The sequence below is a fragment of the Streptomyces sp. NPDC006384 genome, assembly GCF_042870695.1.
Lineage (GTDB): Bacteria > Actinomycetota > Actinomycetes > Streptomycetales > Streptomycetaceae > Streptomyces.
Genome location: NZ_JBIAHR010000027.1, coordinates 24798 through 39666, shown reverse-complemented (window position 1 = coordinate 39666; position 14869 = coordinate 24798). Strand labels below are relative to the sequence as shown.

Below are 14869 nucleotides of genomic sequence, written 5' to 3'. Positions count from 1 at the left end.
GGTCCCCGCTCCCGCCCCGTCGAGTGTCCGAAGGGATCAGTTTCGCGGGCGGGGGTTCCGTGCGTCCAGCCAGGTCGCCGGTGAGCTACACGATCAGGTCAGACCGGGTGCGCCACACTCCGCCCAGACGGTCTTGCCGGGCCCGCCCGTGGAACGGGGTGAGCACCCCCAGCGGTCGGCCAGCGCCTCGACGAGCAGCAGTCCGCGTCCGCCGTCGTCGTCCTCCGGTACGGCGGCGGGGAGGCGGGGGAGGCGTTCGCCCCGCGTGTCGGTGACCTCGACGCGTACGGTGCCGGTGGCCGGGTCGGCGGTGAGCAGGACGTGGAAGTCCCGGCCGGCGACGTGCCCGTGCCGTACGGCGTTCGCGCACAGCTCCGCCGCGATCAGCGTGACGACGTCGTGCGCGTCGCTGCCGTACGGGATCCCCCAGGCGTCCAGCCGGTGCGCGCACAGCCGCCGGGCCAGGCGAGCACCGCGCGGGGTGGAGCTGAAGCACATCGTGAACCTGTGCACCGTCAGGGGTGGTTGTGTTGCGGTCATGCACTCACGGTGGCGTCCTGTGGCCTAGCGTGACCAGTGGTGACGCGCTGACGTCGGTTCTCCGTACGGAGCGGGCGCGGGTGCTGTACGCGGTGGTACGCGGGGAGAGGAGGCAGGGCGGTGACCGTGAGGGACGAGGAGACGGCGGCGCAGCGGCAGCAGCGGCCGGAGGACGAACCGGGGACGGGCGTGGTGACCGCGTTCGGACGGCAGTTGAAGCTGCTGCGGACGCGGGCGGGGCTGGAACGGGCCGAGTTCGGCAAGAGGCTCGGGTACTCGGCGGACACGGTGGCGTCCATCGAGCAGGGGAGACGGATCCCGCAGGCCCGGTTCATCGAGAAGGCGGACGAGGTGCTGGGGGCGGGTGGAGTTCTCACGGCGCTGAAGGAGGAGGTGGGGAGGGCTCAGTATCCGGCGTTCTTCCGGGACATGGCCCGGCTGGAGGCGGAGGCGGTCACCCTTCACGTGTACGGTGCCCTGGCCGTTCCTGGCCTGTTGCAGACCGAGGAGTACGCGAGGGCTGTTTTCACCATGCGTCGCCCGCTTCTGGATGAGGAGACCGTGGAGCAACGTGTTGCAGCGCGACTGGCACGACAGGAGATCTTCTCGCGGCGACCGCTTCCCACGCTGAGCTTCGTCATCGAGGAGTCGGTGTTGCGACGGCCCGTTGGAGGACGGTCGATCCTGCACGGACAGTTGGAGCAGATCCTTCTGCACGGGCAGCGCAGAAATGTCGAGATCCAGGTCATGCCCACTGATGCAGCCGAACACTGCGGGCTGGCCGGACCGTTCACCTTGATCGAAAAGCGGGACGGGCGGAGGATGGCGTATGTGGAGGTGCAGCGGACCAGTCGCCTCTACACCGAGCGCGCAGAGGTGCGGGACGCTGAGGAGCAGTACGGCATCCTGCGAGCTCAGGCCCTGACTCCACGCGAGTCGCTGGCCTTCGTCGAGGGACTCCTGGGAGAGAAATGACCCACCGGGTGAGTGAGCTGACGGTTGCCGAGTCAGCGTGGTTCAAGAGCAGCTACAGCAGCGGCGAGGGCGGGGAATGCGTCGAAGTCGCCGCCCACGCAGCCACCGTACTGGTACGGGATTCCAAGCGTCCGGCAGGAGACAGGCTCTGCTTCGCACCTGAGGCATGGGCCGACTTCGTGCGGATGACCGCAGAGCGCTGAACCGATGGCATGCCCTGGGCCCGGTACGCACGCCGTACCGGACCCTGGGTGTGTCAGATGTCGTCCAGCCCCTCCTCCCGGCGGATCATCCGCCAGGCCGCGCGGCGGGCGCTGCGGTCGAGGTTGGACTTGAAGTCCCGGTCGGTGCCGAAGTACCGCTTGCCGAGCGTGTCGATCGTGGAGACATGGTCCATCATGTTCTCCTCGAACTTCTTGTCGAAGACGATGCCGAAGTTCTCTTCGTCGTTGACGACGGCGGCGGCCCGGACCTTCGGGTCGTCCTTCGTGGCGTTGAAGGCCGGGAGGACGTCCTCCTCGGTGAACTCCGTGCCGAACTTGGCGTTGAACTTCTCGATCAGCTCGGACAGCAGTGACTTCTCGGCGTCCGTGGCGCCGCCGACCCCGTCGCCGAAGCCCTTGAGTTCGGCGGGACCCTCGGGGTTGAGGGAGACGTCGTGCTCGCCGGTCTTCTCGACGCGCAGGTGGCTGAGGTCGACCTCGCCTATGTCGACTCCGCCGTCCGCGAGGCGGGGGAGCCGGTTGAGCAGGTACCGCCCATACAGGTACAGGCGCTCCAGCTCGGCGTCGCGGTACGGCACGATCTGCGCGAGGAAGCCGTACTTGCGGACATAGTCGTTGAGGTTGGCGCGGAACTCTTCGGCCACCTCGACGTCGTCCTCCTCCTCGCTCTCCAGGAGAGCGGTGAAGCGGGTGACGGCGGGGGAGAGGAGCCGGTACAGCTCGGCGTGCAGCTTCTCCCACTTGGACTGCGAACCGCCCGCCTTCTCCTGCGCCTCGAAGTACGCGGTGACGAACTCGTCCATGTCCTGCTCCGAGATGATCGGCGCGGACATGACGCGGCTCTGGGCCGTGTAGAGGAGGTTCGGGTCGGAGGGCAGGGTGTGCGCCTCCTCGAAGTACGGGCGGAACGCGTCCTGGATGTCCTCGGCCTCGTTGACGAAGTCCAGGACGGCGAGGTCGGCCTGGGACTTGCGCTCGGCGGTGCGGTTGAGGCGGGAGAGGGTCTGCACGGCGGCGATGCCGGTCAGCGTCTTGTTGACGTACATCGTCGTCAGCAGTGGCTGGTCGAAGCCGGTCTGGTACTTCTCAGCGACGACCAGGATCCGGTACTCCTGCTGTCCCTTGCCGCCGGCCTTCACGGCCTTGTCGTCGGCGCGGGTGTAGGCGAAGGCCTTGGGCAGCGCGCTTTCGGAGAGGCCGCCGTTCTCCTTGACCTCGGTGGTCTCCTCGCCGTCGATGGTGAGGGAGCCGGAGATCGCGACCAGGACACCGAGGTCCGGGTACTTGGTGTCGTACTCGCGGTCGGCGATGTAGCTCCGGATGGCGCGGGCCATCTGCACGGCGGAGTGGCGGGACGCCGTGACCACCATGGCCTTGGCCCGTCCGCCGAGCCGGCCGCGGGTGTGGGCGACGAAGTGCTCGACGATCACCTGGGCGTGCTGGGACACCGTGTGCTCGTGCATGAGCGCGAACCGGGCGAGCAGGCTGTTCGCCTTGGAGGGGTCGACCTCCTTCTCGTCGCGGTTGAGGTTCGCGAGCTTCCAGTACGTGTTGTAGGTGACGTAGTTGCGCAGCGGGTCGAGGATGAAGCCTTCCTCGATGGCCTGGCGCATGGAGTAGGTGTGGAAGGGGCGGTAGACGGTCTTGCCGTTCTCCACGCCTTCCGTGCCGAAGAGTTCGAGGGTCTTGGACTTGGGCGTGGCGGTGAAGGCGAAGTAGGAGAGGTTGGCGGCGTGCGAGCGCTCGACCGCCTTCGCCTTCAGCTTGTCGTCCACGGTGACCGTGGTCGCGCCCTCGTCGTCCGAGTCGGCGTCCAGGCCGAGGTCGCGCAGGGCGGACTTCACGGCGGTGGCGGCGTCGCCGGACTGCGAGGAGTGCGCCTCGTCGACGATGATCGCGAAGCGGGTGCCCTTGATCTCGGTCGGGTTGCGCTTGATGTAGTCGAGCAGCGCCGGGAACGAATGCAGGGTGACCGTGACGATCTTGCCGGTGTCCCGGGAGAGGGCGCGGGCGAGCTGTTCGCTCTTCGCGCCGTGCCTCTCGTCGACCTTCACGACCAGGCCGTCGGTCTGGCTGAAGCTGCCGACGGTCTCCCGGAGCTGGGCGTCCAGGTTCCGGCGGTCCGTGATGACGATGACCTTGTCGAAGACGGGCTCGCCGGGCTTGATGCGGCCCTCGGCCACGGCGTCGGGGCGGAGGACGGCCGGATCCCTGCGAGCGTGCAGGTCGCTGAGGCGGTGGGCCAGCCAGCCGATGGTGTTCGACTTGCCGGACCCGGCAGAGGCCATGACCAGGTAGTTCTGGCCGGCGCCGTGGACGGAGGCGTGCGCGGTGAGCTTCCGGACCACGTCCCACTGGTGGAACCGGGGGAAGATCGTCTTCTTGGTGACGCCGCCGCCGGGTGTCTTCTCCTTCTGCTGGTGCACGAAGCGCTGGAGGAGGTCGAGCCAGTTGTCCCGCTGCCAGACCTCTTCCCAGAGGTAGGAGGTGGCGTACTTGCCGTGCGCGGTGGGTGCCGGGTTGCCGGCGCCACCGGGCTGGCCGGGGCCGTTCGAGCCGGTGTTGAACGGCAGGAACTGGGTGCTCTTGCCGCGCAGCTGCGTGGTGACGAAGACCAGGTCCGGGTCGACGGCGAAGTTCGCGATGACGCGCCGCGTGAAGATCAGCTCGGTCGGGTCGCGGTCGGTCCGGTACTGCTCCTTGGCCTGCTCGACGCCCTGGCCGGTGAGCGGGTTCTTCAGCTCGGCCGTGGCGACGGGGATGCCGTTGAGAAACAGGGCCAGGTCGAGGCGGTGGCCCCAGTCGGCCTGCTTGGTGGCGTAGGGGAGCTCGCGGACGACGGTGAGGCGGTTGGCGCGGTAGCCGTCGAGGACCGAGTCCGCGGAGATGAGGTTGGGCCTGAAGTAGGCGACGCGGAGCCGGACTCCGCGGTCCTTCACGCCGTTGCGGAGGACGTGGAGCAGCCCGTCATCGGCGATGGCCCGGTCGAGGCGTTGCGCGAAACCGCGCTGCGCCTCGTTGGGGTTGCCGCCGTAGACAGTGAGGAGTTCGTCCCACTGGTCGGGCTGGGTAGCGCCGATGAAGGTGAACAGCTCGTTGGTGTCCAGGCCGAGATCGGCCTGGTAGTTCTCCGGGTTCGCTTCTCGCCAGCCTCGCTCGCAGAGGGCAGCGACGATGTGGAGCCCGAAGGCGTCCTCGTCGACAGGGCTCATACGGCGACTCCTTCGGTTACGTTGCGACCGCTGGCGGTGGTTACGTCGAACTGGCCGGTTACTGCGGCGGTGATGAGGGCTTGGCGGCGTTCTTTCAGTGCAGTTGACTGCCGTTTGAGTGCGTCCGAAAGTTCCCGGGACCACTCGGTCGACCGCTGAACCATGAACGCGAGCTTTCTCTGATCTGACTCAGAACAAGGCCAGTGCAGGTGGAAGTTCGCCATGTCCTCCATGCCGAGGGTGCGTTGAGCACTGTCGTTACCTGTGGCCAGCAACGCTTGTTCTTGGAATTCCGCTGTATTTATCCAAGCAGTCAACAGTTCGCGATCTACTTGAGGCTGAGGGCGAAGTACAGCAATGGCCCTATTGACGTTAGCTCCAGCAACGCTACGCGGTGCTACTGCTGCACGCCCCAAGGTGCCCACTACACTTACGAGAACATCCCCCGCGCGTACGACTGTGGTCGGATACTGGGCAGACACCTCGGGGGCAATGGTAATGAGAGCTTCACCTCTCCCCGGAAGGTCCAGGAGATCATTCACGCGAATGAACTTGACCCCGTTATCCTCAAATTTTGGCACCAGGACTCCGTACCTGGGGCGGGCCGCCAATAGGAACTTGAGTCGGGTTGGTGACGTATCGACACTTTGAAAATGTGCGCGTACCCGAGCATCCCTGTGCGAAATCAACAGCTGATGCTGCCGTTCCCGTAGCGCTAGTAGCTGGTCAATGCGGGCAATCTCGGTGTCGAGGAAGTCGGCGATGCGGCGCTGCTCCTCCAATGCGGGAAGCGGAACCAGTAGATCGCGTAGGAAATTGTCCGGCACACGCTGCTGGCCAGCCACGCCGTACATCTCTGCCTTGCCGAGCTTCAAGAAGCTGTGGGTATTGACGGTGTAAAGAAGGAACCTCGGATCGATTTCCTTACTGGGGCGCACCACATGGAGTTCAGTGGTCCCGGCGCCGACGCCTCCGTGTAGTCCTTGGATCAGTACCGCACGGCCAGCCTCGAACGTGGGGGTGATTTTCGGGACTAGAACGTCACCGTTCTGGAATCGTGTATAGCCGGTCGACACAGCCTTCTTGGGGCGGCGTTGTGAGAGGTCCAGGCGGCTACCCGGCCACACTGCCTCCATGGGGAGAAAGGTCAACTCGTCATCGTCCTGCAACGCGTCGAAGGCAGGAGTGCTGGGATTGATTTGTGCGAGGTGACGCAGTCTGATGGCGCTGCTCATTCCGTAACCTCCTCGAGCAACCCTTGAATCTCCGCCTCCAGCGCCTTCAACTCCGCGTCGATCTCCTCCAACGGCCGCGGCGGCTCGTACACATAGAAATGCCGCGTGAACGGAATCTCGTACCCAATCTTTGTCTTGCTGTGGTCGATCCACGCGTCTGGCACATGCGGGTGCACCTCCCGCGCCAGGTACTCCTCGACGTCTTCGCCCAGCGGAACGTTCTCGAAGTCCCGCAGCTCCGCATCCGGCTCCGGCGCGCCCTTGACGCGCTGAACCTCACCCTCCGGGTCCCGCACCCCGACGACCTCCCGCAGCGCCTTGTTGAACGGCGCTCCCGTCGGCCACGTTCCGCCGGCCTGGACCACCGCGTCCTTCAACGCGAGCCAAGCCTCCTGCTTCGTCGCCCACTTGGCGCCCATCAGGGACTTGAAGGCGTCTGCCAGGGCCGTGGCCTGCGGCAGCTTCTGGATCGCCTTGGACGCCTCCAGTGCCGCCAGCGTCTCCTCTGTCACCTCGAACCGCAGCTTCAACGGGCGTTCGACCGTGATCCGCTGGTAGCCGAAGTCCTCGTTGCGGAAGATCTTCACCTTGCTGTGCAGCGGGTGTTCCGCGTCGTCCGCCACGGCCAGTGCCTCGCCGTACAGCTTGACGATCTCGGCGATGTGCTCCTTGCCCAGTTGCTTGCGCTTGTCGCCCAGCGACTTGCGCATCTTCTGCCACTGGTCGCGGGCGTCCAGCAGGACGACCTTGCCCTTGTGGTCCGGGCTCTTCCTGTTCGTCAGGATCCAGAAGTACGTCGAGATGCCGGTGTTGTAGAAGAGCTGGTCCGGCAGGGCGACGATGCTCTCCAGCCAGTCGTTCTCCAGGATCCAGCGGCGGATCTCCGACTCGCCCGAGCCGGCCGCACCCGTGAACAGCGGCGAGCCGTTGAAGACGACCGCGATGCGCGAACCGCCACCGCCGTTGACGTCCACCGGCTTCATTTTGTCGATCATGTGCTGGAGGAACAGCAGCGAACCGTCGTTGATACGCGGTAGCCCCGCCCCGAAGCGGCCGGCCTCGCCGAGCGCCTTGTGCTCGTGCTCGACCTCCTCCTTGACCTTCTTCCACTCCACGCCGAACGGAGGGTTGGCCAGCATGTAGTCGAAGGTCTTGCGGGCGTGGCCGTCGTCGGAGAACGAGTTGCCGAAGGCGATGTTCTCCGGGTTCTGGCCCTTGATCATGAGGTCGGACCGGCAGATCGCCCACGATTCGGGGTTGAGCTCCTGTCCGTACACCTCCACTGTGGCGTCCTCGTTGAACTCGGTGATGAGGTCGTCCATCGCCGAGAGCATGCCGCCCGTACCGCAGGCTGGGTCGAGTACCGTGCGGACCGTACCGGGGAGCTGGAGCGCGTCGCCGTCGGGGGCGACGAGCAGCCGCACCATGAGCTGGATGACCTCACGCGGCGTGAAGTGCTCACCGGCCGTCTCGTTCGACTGCTCCGCGAAGCGGCGGATCAGCTCCTCGAAGATGTAACCCATGTTGTGGTTCGGCACGACCTCGGGGCGCAGGTCCAGGTCCGTGAACTTGCCGATGACCTTGTAGAGCAGTCCCGCACTGTCGAGCCGCTTGATCTGCTGGGCGAACTCGAAGCGCTCCAGCACGCCCTGCGCGTTGTCCGAGAACGCGCCCACGTACACCTGGAGGTTCATCGCCGCGCTCTGGGGGTCCTCCGCGATCTTCTTCAGAGTCAGGCGCGACCGGTTGTAGAAGGAGTGGCCGGAGGCCCGGCGCAGGAAGCGGTCCGGGTCGATGCCGCTGTCCTTGTGCTGCTCCGCGATCTCCGCGACCTTCTCGCGGGTCGGCTCCAGCACGCACTCCAGTCGCCGCAGCACCGTGAACGGCAGGATGACCTTGCCGTAGTCGGACTGCTTGTAGTCCCCCCGCAGGAGGTCGGCGACGGACCACGCGTGGTTCGCCAACTCCGTGTGCTTACTGCTGTTCAACTGGATCCCCGGATTCCTTCCGAAATGTCCCGTCCCCACCGCCCGAGCCGAGCCGCGCTGAGCAGCCGACCGGGACGGTCTGACAAGTGTGGTCTATGTGTGAGTGGCTGCGTGCCGAATGGGGCGAATCACCACCCCGGCCGCCTACCTCCGGCCGTGCGCCTCAGCCGCCCCCCCGGCGACGGCAGCAGCTGCCCGCCCGTGAGCCCGCCCGCCAACAATCGCGCCGTCTCCTCCGCGAGCCGGGTCGCCCGCCGCGCCTCCGCCCGGAGTTCATGCACGTGCCGGAACGCCTCCCCGTACCGTCGCTGCTCCTCCAGCGGCAGCAGCGGTACGCGCAGCCGGCCCGGGTTGACGGTGAGGACCGTGCTGCCGGTCGACGCGCCCGCGATGTTCTCCCCCGAGCCCAGGAACCCGGCGAGGAACCAGGCGTCCAGGCGTGCCGGATCAGGGCGGAAGAGGTGGACCTGGTGGCCGAGCAGCGCGCCGGCGTCCTCCTCGCCCGCGACCCGGGCCATCGGGCCGTCCGTGCTCGCGACCGCCCGCACGAGGACGTCCCCGGCGGCGATCACGGGCGCCGTGTCGCTGCGCAGCTCCGCCGGGTCGCCGGTGGGACCCGACCCGCGCGCGATGTCCGAACCGGTGAGCACCGCGCGGGCCTCGGCCTCGCGGCTCTCGCCCTCCTCTCCGCCTCGCGCGTTCTCCGGCAGCGCGCGCAACAAGGTGAGCGCCCCGCCCCGCGAGAGGTCGGAGGCCGTCGCCGTCCGCCACTCGCGCGCACCGGTGTCCGCGGCGCTCCAGCCCTCGCGGCCGGCCGTCCGTGCCAGGGCCTCCGCGGCCTTCACGAGGTCCTGGCGCGTGGCGTCGACCTCGGTCGACAGCTTCGCCGGATCGATCTCCGCCCGTGACGCCCGCACGAGCCGCGCCGGGGTCAGGTCCACCACGTCGTCCAGCAGGTCCACCACGCCGACCGCGTGCGCGACGCCCGGCTCGCCCTCGAAAGCGTCCGGGGCCGCCGTGAACGCCTCCCACGCGGCCAGGGCCCGTGCCGTGACTCCGGCCCAGTCCACGGAGGCCGACCGGCTCGCGCCCCGCGTCCGCGCGGCCACCGCCGTCCCGCCCCGCCCGGCCGCCGTCACCGTCGGCGTTTCCGCCGCCGTGTCCACGAACAGCACCGACTTGCGCTCCGGGCCGCCCGGCTCGGGCCGCTGCAGCACCCACACCTGAAGCCCGATGTGCAGCGGCACCGACGCGCCGACCGGCAGCGCGATCACCGCGCGCAGGGCGCCGCTGCGCACCAGCTCCGCCCGTACGCGCCGCCCCGACGCACGCCCTGCCGTGGCGGGCGGCAGGAGCAAGGCCGCGTAGCCGCTGGGGGAGAGGTGGGCGAGCGCGTGCTGCACCCACGCCAGCTCCGACTCGGCGCGGGCCGGAACGCCGTACGCCCAGCGAGGGTCGTACGCCAGTTCGTCGTGGCCCCAGTCGCGGACGCCGTACGGCGGGGTGCACAGCACCGCGTCGGCGACCAGGTCGGGGAAGGCGTCCGCGCGGAGGCTGTCGCCGGCGCGCACGGTGACCGTGGCCTCCGGGGCGGTCAGCGTCAGGCTCACGGCGCTGCGCCGGGCCTGCACGGGAAGCGTGTCCTGGCCGTACAGCTCGCGGGCGCCCCGGCGGGCGGCGGCCGCAAGCAGGGTGCCGCTGCCGCAGGCCGGGTCGAGGACGCGGTCCGGGGTGCCGGGGATCAGGCCGGCGAGCAGGTCCGCGAGGGGCGTAGGCGTCCGGTACGCACCGGACGCGGCGCTGTCCTCCAGCTCCCGCTCCGCCAGCACGCCCAGCGCGGCCTGGCCGCCCTCGTCGCGTACACACGCGTACAGCGCGCGCAGCACCGCCGCGTCGTCCGTCTCGAAACGCACGGGGTCCGCGCCCGGCACGGCCTCGGCCACCGACGCCGCGTCGTCCTGCGCGCGGGCGGCGAGGTCCGCGTCCGGCAGCCGCGTGGTGGCCGTCAGCTCCTCCGGTGAGCGGGCCGCCGCCGCGAGGACGAGAAGCAGCAGGTCCGACGTGCCCCCGCCGCTCTGCGCGTGCAGGCGCAGGACCGTGCGGAGCTCCTCCGACGGGCTGGCCGCCGAGGCGTGGCCGCGCGAGGCGAGCCAGGCGCGCACGGACTCCAGGTCGTACAGCGGGCTGCTCTCCGTGCCGCCCGAGGGCGCGGGGAAGTCCTCGTGCCGACGGCGCCAGTTGCTGACCGTGGCGCGCGTGACCCCCGCGATGCGGGAGATCTCGGCGGCGGTCACCTGGGCTGATGACTGGGGCATGGCGGGAGTCCTGGGCCTCTCGGTAGCGAACGGTCAACAACCTACAGCACCCGTCAAGTCTGTCAATTCGTTTGACGGCGCTTTCAATGGCATGCTTCTCTGTGTTTGCTTCCGGGTGGAAGCTGCTCACCAGAACTCCGGGGGAGTCCCATGCGCCTGACCATGCCGACCGCTGTCGTCGAAGGCACCCAGCTCACCGTCATGCCGTTCCGCGAGGACGCCGTCGTCGGGACGATGGCGGTGCCCGCGCTCGTCCAGCTGGTGCCGTCGCCCCGCGCCGAGGAGGACCCGCGTAAGCTCAGGGCCGCCTCGGGCCTGGTGCGCCGCCACGCCGAGCTGCGCGCGACCGTGCAGCGCACGCTGAAGTCCTCGCAGAAGGGCAAGAACGTCGGCCCGTACGCCGAGTACATCGCCGCCGGCCTCAAGGGGGAGCTCGGCGCCGCCTGGTCCACGCCGCCCATCACCCTCTGGCACGCCGGCCCGCTCGCCGCGCTCAGCGACGAACTCCTCCCCGGCACCGGCCTGCGCACGCTCACCGTTGCGCCGGGCACGATGGTCGTCGCCATCGACGGCGAGACCCAGACCACCGCCTGGCACGACCTCTACGACGACCCCGAGGCGTACGGGCTGACGTACCCGCAGCTCGCGCAGGTGCGCATCCCCTTCGAGCTGTACATCGACCTGGCTCCGGCGGACGCGCGGCAGATCTTCTACGACCGCAACGTCCAGGGCGTCGCCGTGGCGAAGAACCTCGCCATGTCCATGGACCAGCGGGACTTCGGCACCCGCCTCGCCCACCTGGTCGCCGACTCCGTGCGGGTCGACGTCGACGGCCAGCGGGTGCCGTTCGCCCGGCTCGTCAACGTCAGCAAGCGGCAGCTGTCGGCCGGGGACCGCGAGGTCGTCACCCTCTCCGCGCTGCGCGCCCTCGTCGTCACCACCCTCTACGGGCGGACCGGGCTCGCGCGTTCCGCCGAGTCCGTGCACGAGGACGAGCTGCCGGCGGGCGCCCGGCCCGAGCAGGTGGAGGCTGCCGTCGTGCCCGTGCTCGGCGAGCTCATCGTCCGCCACGCCCGCGCCATCACCGAGCGCGGCGCCATCACCGCGCCCGCCGTCCTCGCCGGGCTCGGCATCGCCGTCCACCCCACCATGCCCTGGAGCGACCCCGCCTCCGCGTTCCGCACGGACGACCTGCTCCGTCTCCTCGACGGCATCCGCTGGGAGCGTGAGGCGAAGTACTGGGACGGGATCGCCGCCAAGACCGGGACGTCCGGCCGTCTCAACTTCAGCGGCGGGGTCAAGGACTCCGGCGGCCGCGTCGCCGACGCGATCCTCTACCCGGCGACCGAGGCGGGACGCCAGATCCGGGGCTTGTGAGCAGCACCGGGCGAACCTCGCCGTCCGGAGGATCCCTCAGCACCACGACACGGGCGGACCACCGACCCGTGACGACCGCCCGCACCACGCACGAAACGGAGCACCTCGTGACCGATCAGCAGCCCGCCCCGGAACCTGGCCCCGACAGCGGCCACGCCACGCAGCCGGCACCCGGACCGCACGGTGGCGGACCGGTCCCGTTCCCGCCGATGCCGCCGCACAGCCCGGCCGGGAAGCCCGACGCGCGCCGCAGAACGTGGCTGAAGTACGGCGTCGTCGCCCTCGTCTCCCTGCTCCTCGGAGTCGGCATCGGCTCCAGCGGCGACACGAGCGGCGACGCCGAGGAGACCGCCGACGCGAAGGCCGCCCCCCGTCCCACGGTCACCGTCACCGAGACGGCACCGGCCGCCGAGGCCGAACCCGCGCCGACGGTGACGGAGACCGTGACCGAGACGGTCACGGCCCAGCCGGAGAAGACCGAGGAACCGGGCCCGGCGACCAGCTTCTCGGGCGACGGCGAGTACCTCGTCGGCGAGGACATCAAGGCCGGCACCTACAAGACCGCCGGGCCGGAGGGGGAGTTCGGCTGCTACTGGGAGCGGGCCAAGGACGCCAGCGGCGAGTTCGGCTCGATCATCGCCAACAACAACCTGGAGGGCACCGGCCGGGTGACCCTCAACAAGGGCGAGTACTTCAAGACCAACCGGTGCCAGGAGTGGAAGCGGGTCGGCTGAGCCCCGAGGTTCCGTGCGGTGACGGGCGTAACAACAGCCAGATGCCGAGAAGAAGGGGGCGCTGCCCGTCCCTCTGCCGGGTACGGCGTCGGTGACGGACGCCTGGTTTCCCCTCGCCACAGCCATGCCCTCGAGCACCCGCTGCCTCCTGTCCCACCCACCGCCTCTGCGGCCCCGCTCACCACCACCCGCGACCTGGAAGGCCCTCGTGACGACCATCGAGCACACAGAGCTGATCCGTCGCTTCGCCGACGACTTCACCGCCCTGCAGGACGCCGTCCTCGCCCGCATGAACAGGATCTGCGACCCGGAGACCGCCGCGCCCCTGGAGCACGCGTCACTCGTCGGTCCCATCACCCTCGTACTCGCCCACGCCGACGTCCTCGCCCGCGGAGCCGTCCGGTGTGCGGAACTCTCGGCCCGCCAGTCCCCCGAGCGGCTGCGGCGGCTGCGTTCACACGCATGCAAGGTGCGTCGGGCCCGGTCGCAGGCGGAGGCCCGGTACAAGGAGCAGCGGGCCCGCCGCCTCACCGGCCACCCCCGGCAGCCGGACCCGCTGGAGCTGCGCGTGGCGCGCACGGCATCCCCGGCAGCCGGACCCGCTGGAGCTGCGCGTGGCGCGCACGGCATCCCCGGCGGCCTTCGCCGAAGCCCTGCGCCAGGAACTCCGCGACAGGGGACTGCCGGACGGCACACCACAGGCACCGGAGAGCGACCTCGCCCGATGGGCCTGGGAACAGAACACGGCAGACGGCGAACTGCCGGAACCCGTACGCGAACTGCGGGACTACGACGACGACACCTTCGTCCAGGCCCTCCTGCGCGACGCCCGGGAGGAGGAGAACCCGCACCTCCCGCACGACAGGGTGTGCGAACGGTGGGGCCGCCACGCCCGCATCGCACTCGCCTGGGGCCGCTACGCGATCGGCCGGGCCGAACGGGACGTACTCGCCTGCCCGCCCTCCGCCCGGCACGCCCGGCTCGACGCACTGTACGACGCCTACCAGGACACCGCGGTGCTCGCCGCCCGCTCCCGCGAAGCACAGCTCCGGGTCACGGAACTCCACGACCGGATGCGGTCCTGCACGGCCACGGAGTCCTTCACGGCACTCGTCGCCCAGTGCCGCGCCGCAGCCCTGAGGCGTGTCGCCGACGCCGAACCCGAGTGGTGGCACCGGGTACGTGAACTGACCGCGCAGCACCGGACGCACTGCCCCGAACAGGCCGACGGCTGTCCGCGCTGCCACCACGCCCTCGCCGCCGCTCTCACCGACGCCGCCCCCGCCGGCCCGGACGAGGACCCCGACGGCGTCACCGACGGCGAACTCCCGACGACGACGCTCCCGGACGGCGAGGACCGCTACGCCATGCTCACCGACCTTCCCGACACCGCCGTCGTGGCCGTCGCCGACGCCGCTCTCGGCGACGACTCCGCGGTGTCCGGCTACGGCTGGGCCGCCGAGGACGGAAGCACCGGGTACGGCGACTCCCTCGCCTCGAGCAGCGGCGAAGCCGAGGTCATCGGCATCTGCGCGGCCGCCCTCGCCCTCCTCGAGCGGCACGAGACGGCACCCGTCGTCGTCCTGTGCGACAGCACCGAGGCCGTCGAGGCGGCCGACACCGTCCTGCGCTCCGCCGACCCGGCAGCCGCACCTCGCACTCTTCTCTTCCCGGAGAGCCACCACCTGGTGAGTCGTCTGCTGCACCACCGCGACCGCGTCCAGGTCCGCTGGCTCAAAGGCCACATCGGACACGACCTCAACGAGACCGCCGACGCCTTCGCCCGCCTCGCCCTCCGCCGAGCCACCGGCCGCATCCCTCCAGCAGCGGCGCGCAAGGAGGAGATGCGGATCCTGCGCGCGCTCGATTCCGGGGAGAACTCTCTCCCGGTTGCTGCCTGAGTCCATGGGACGAGACAGGCAGTCGCAACGGGGGCCACCGCACCGAAGCGGGCGGCATGGACGGTGTCTGCTTCCGCGAGCATCGGGCGTGCGGGTTCGCGCCATCCTGGCAGCAGAGCAGTTGGCGATCCCCCGGAAAGTACACACCATCTTCACGGGTAGCCTTTTACTGCAAGGAACCTGCAGTTGATGCCTGGCCTTCGGCTCGGTGTGCAGGCGCTGTGATGGACCGCTTGTGAAAGTGGTGGGGATGAGCGGATACGCCTCTGATCGTCGCGCGACGTTATGTCGCGACGGGCAGTAGCGGTCGAGGGTGGCCAACCGAGGGGGGCGGCGCCAGCGAGGCGTTGGGCAGCGGCCCGTTGCCC

At 69.5% G+C, this 14869-nt stretch carries 10 protein-coding genes; 5 read left to right on the top strand and 5 right to left on the bottom strand.

Annotated elements, in window-relative coordinates:
- Window positions 1-93: 93 nt before the first annotated feature.
- Window positions 94-540 carry an ATP-binding protein gene (locus ACFYOJ_RS29835; protein ID WP_356555336.1) on the bottom strand — a complete coding sequence of 149 codons (447 nt, stop codon included), beginning with the start codon at window positions 538-540 and terminating at the stop codon, window positions 94-96.
- Between the two features lie 126 nt (window positions 541-666).
- Here ACFYOJ_RS29835 and ACFYOJ_RS29830 point away from each other — a divergent pair, with 126 nt between their 5' ends.
- The gene (locus ACFYOJ_RS29830) at window positions 667-1515 is read left to right on the top strand and encodes a helix-turn-helix transcriptional regulator (protein WP_356555338.1); all 849 of its coding nucleotides are present in this window, start codon (window positions 667-669) and stop codon (window positions 1513-1515) included.
- Complete coding sequence (locus ACFYOJ_RS29825) at window positions 1512-1718, top strand: DUF397 domain-containing protein (RefSeq protein WP_356555340.1); 207 nt, start codon at window positions 1512-1514, stop codon at window positions 1716-1718. The genes ACFYOJ_RS29830 and ACFYOJ_RS29825 overlap by 4 nt, the downstream gene beginning before the upstream one ends.
- Before the next feature lie 53 nt (window positions 1719-1771).
- Here the strand turns inward: ACFYOJ_RS29825 and ACFYOJ_RS29820 are convergent, their stop codons facing one another.
- The 4 genes from ACFYOJ_RS29820 to ACFYOJ_RS29805 all read right to left on the bottom strand — a co-directional run bounded on the left by ACFYOJ_RS29820 (window position 1772) and on the right by ACFYOJ_RS29805 (window position 10489).
- Window positions 1772-4951 (bottom strand): type I restriction endonuclease, encoded by a 3180-nt coding sequence (locus ACFYOJ_RS29820; RefSeq protein ID WP_356555342.1) that lies wholly within the window; start codon window positions 4949-4951, stop codon window positions 1772-1774.
- Window positions 4948-6186 (bottom strand): restriction endonuclease subunit S, encoded by a 1239-nt coding sequence (locus ACFYOJ_RS29815; RefSeq protein ID WP_356555343.1) that lies wholly within the window; start codon window positions 6184-6186, stop codon window positions 4948-4950. The genes ACFYOJ_RS29820 and ACFYOJ_RS29815 overlap by 4 nt, the downstream gene beginning before the upstream one ends.
- Entirely contained in the window at window positions 6183-8174 is a 1992-nt protein-coding gene (locus tag ACFYOJ_RS29810; protein WP_356555345.1) for a class I SAM-dependent DNA methyltransferase, read from the bottom strand. The genes ACFYOJ_RS29815 and ACFYOJ_RS29810 overlap by 4 nt, the downstream gene beginning before the upstream one ends.
- 128 nt (window positions 8175-8302) lie before the next feature.
- A complete protein-coding gene (locus ACFYOJ_RS29805; protein WP_356555347.1) occupies window positions 8303-10489 on the bottom strand; it encodes an N-6 DNA methylase in 2187 nt (728 codons plus the stop codon).
- Between the two features lie 150 nt (window positions 10490-10639).
- Here ACFYOJ_RS29805 and ACFYOJ_RS29800 point away from each other — a divergent pair, with 150 nt between their 5' ends.
- The 3 genes from ACFYOJ_RS29800 (at window position 10640) to ACFYOJ_RS29790 (ending at window position 14501) form a co-directional block, all read left to right on the top strand.
- Window positions 10640-11866 (top strand): DNA sulfur modification protein DndB, encoded by a 1227-nt coding sequence (locus ACFYOJ_RS29800; RefSeq protein WP_356555349.1) that lies wholly within the window; start codon window positions 10640-10642, stop codon window positions 11864-11866.
- A 107-nt stretch (window positions 11867-11973) separates the two neighbouring features.
- Entirely contained in the window at window positions 11974-12600 is a 627-nt protein-coding gene (locus tag ACFYOJ_RS29795; protein ID WP_356555351.1) for a hypothetical protein, read from the top strand.
- 614 nt (window positions 12601-13214) lie between these two features.
- Window positions 13215-14501, top strand: coding sequence for an RNase H family protein (locus tag ACFYOJ_RS29790; RefSeq protein WP_356555352.1), 1287 nt, complete (start codon window positions 13215-13217; stop codon window positions 14499-14501).
- Window positions 14502-14869: the final 368 nt, after the last annotated feature.

Coding starts and splice junctions, on each gene's coding strand:
- ACFYOJ_RS29835 (WP_356555336.1), bottom strand. CDS start 540: ATGACCGCAACACAACCACCCCTGACGGTGCACAGGTTCACGATGTGC.
- ACFYOJ_RS29825 (WP_356555340.1), top strand. CDS start 1,512: ATGACCCACCGGGTGAGTGAGCTGACGGTTGCCGAGTCAGCGTGGTTC.
- ACFYOJ_RS29820 (WP_356555342.1), bottom strand. CDS start 4,951: ATGAGCCCTGTCGACGAGGACGCCTTCGGGCTCCACATCGTCGCTGCC.
- ACFYOJ_RS29815 (WP_356555343.1), bottom strand. CDS start 6,186: ATGAGCAGCGCCATCAGACTGCGTCACCTCGCACAAATCAATCCCAGC.
- ACFYOJ_RS29805 (WP_356555347.1), bottom strand. CDS start 10,489: ATGCCCCAGTCATCAGCCCAGGTGACCGCCGCCGAGATCTCCCGCATC.
- ACFYOJ_RS29800 (WP_356555349.1), top strand. CDS start 10,640: ATGCGCCTGACCATGCCGACCGCTGTCGTCGAAGGCACCCAGCTCACC.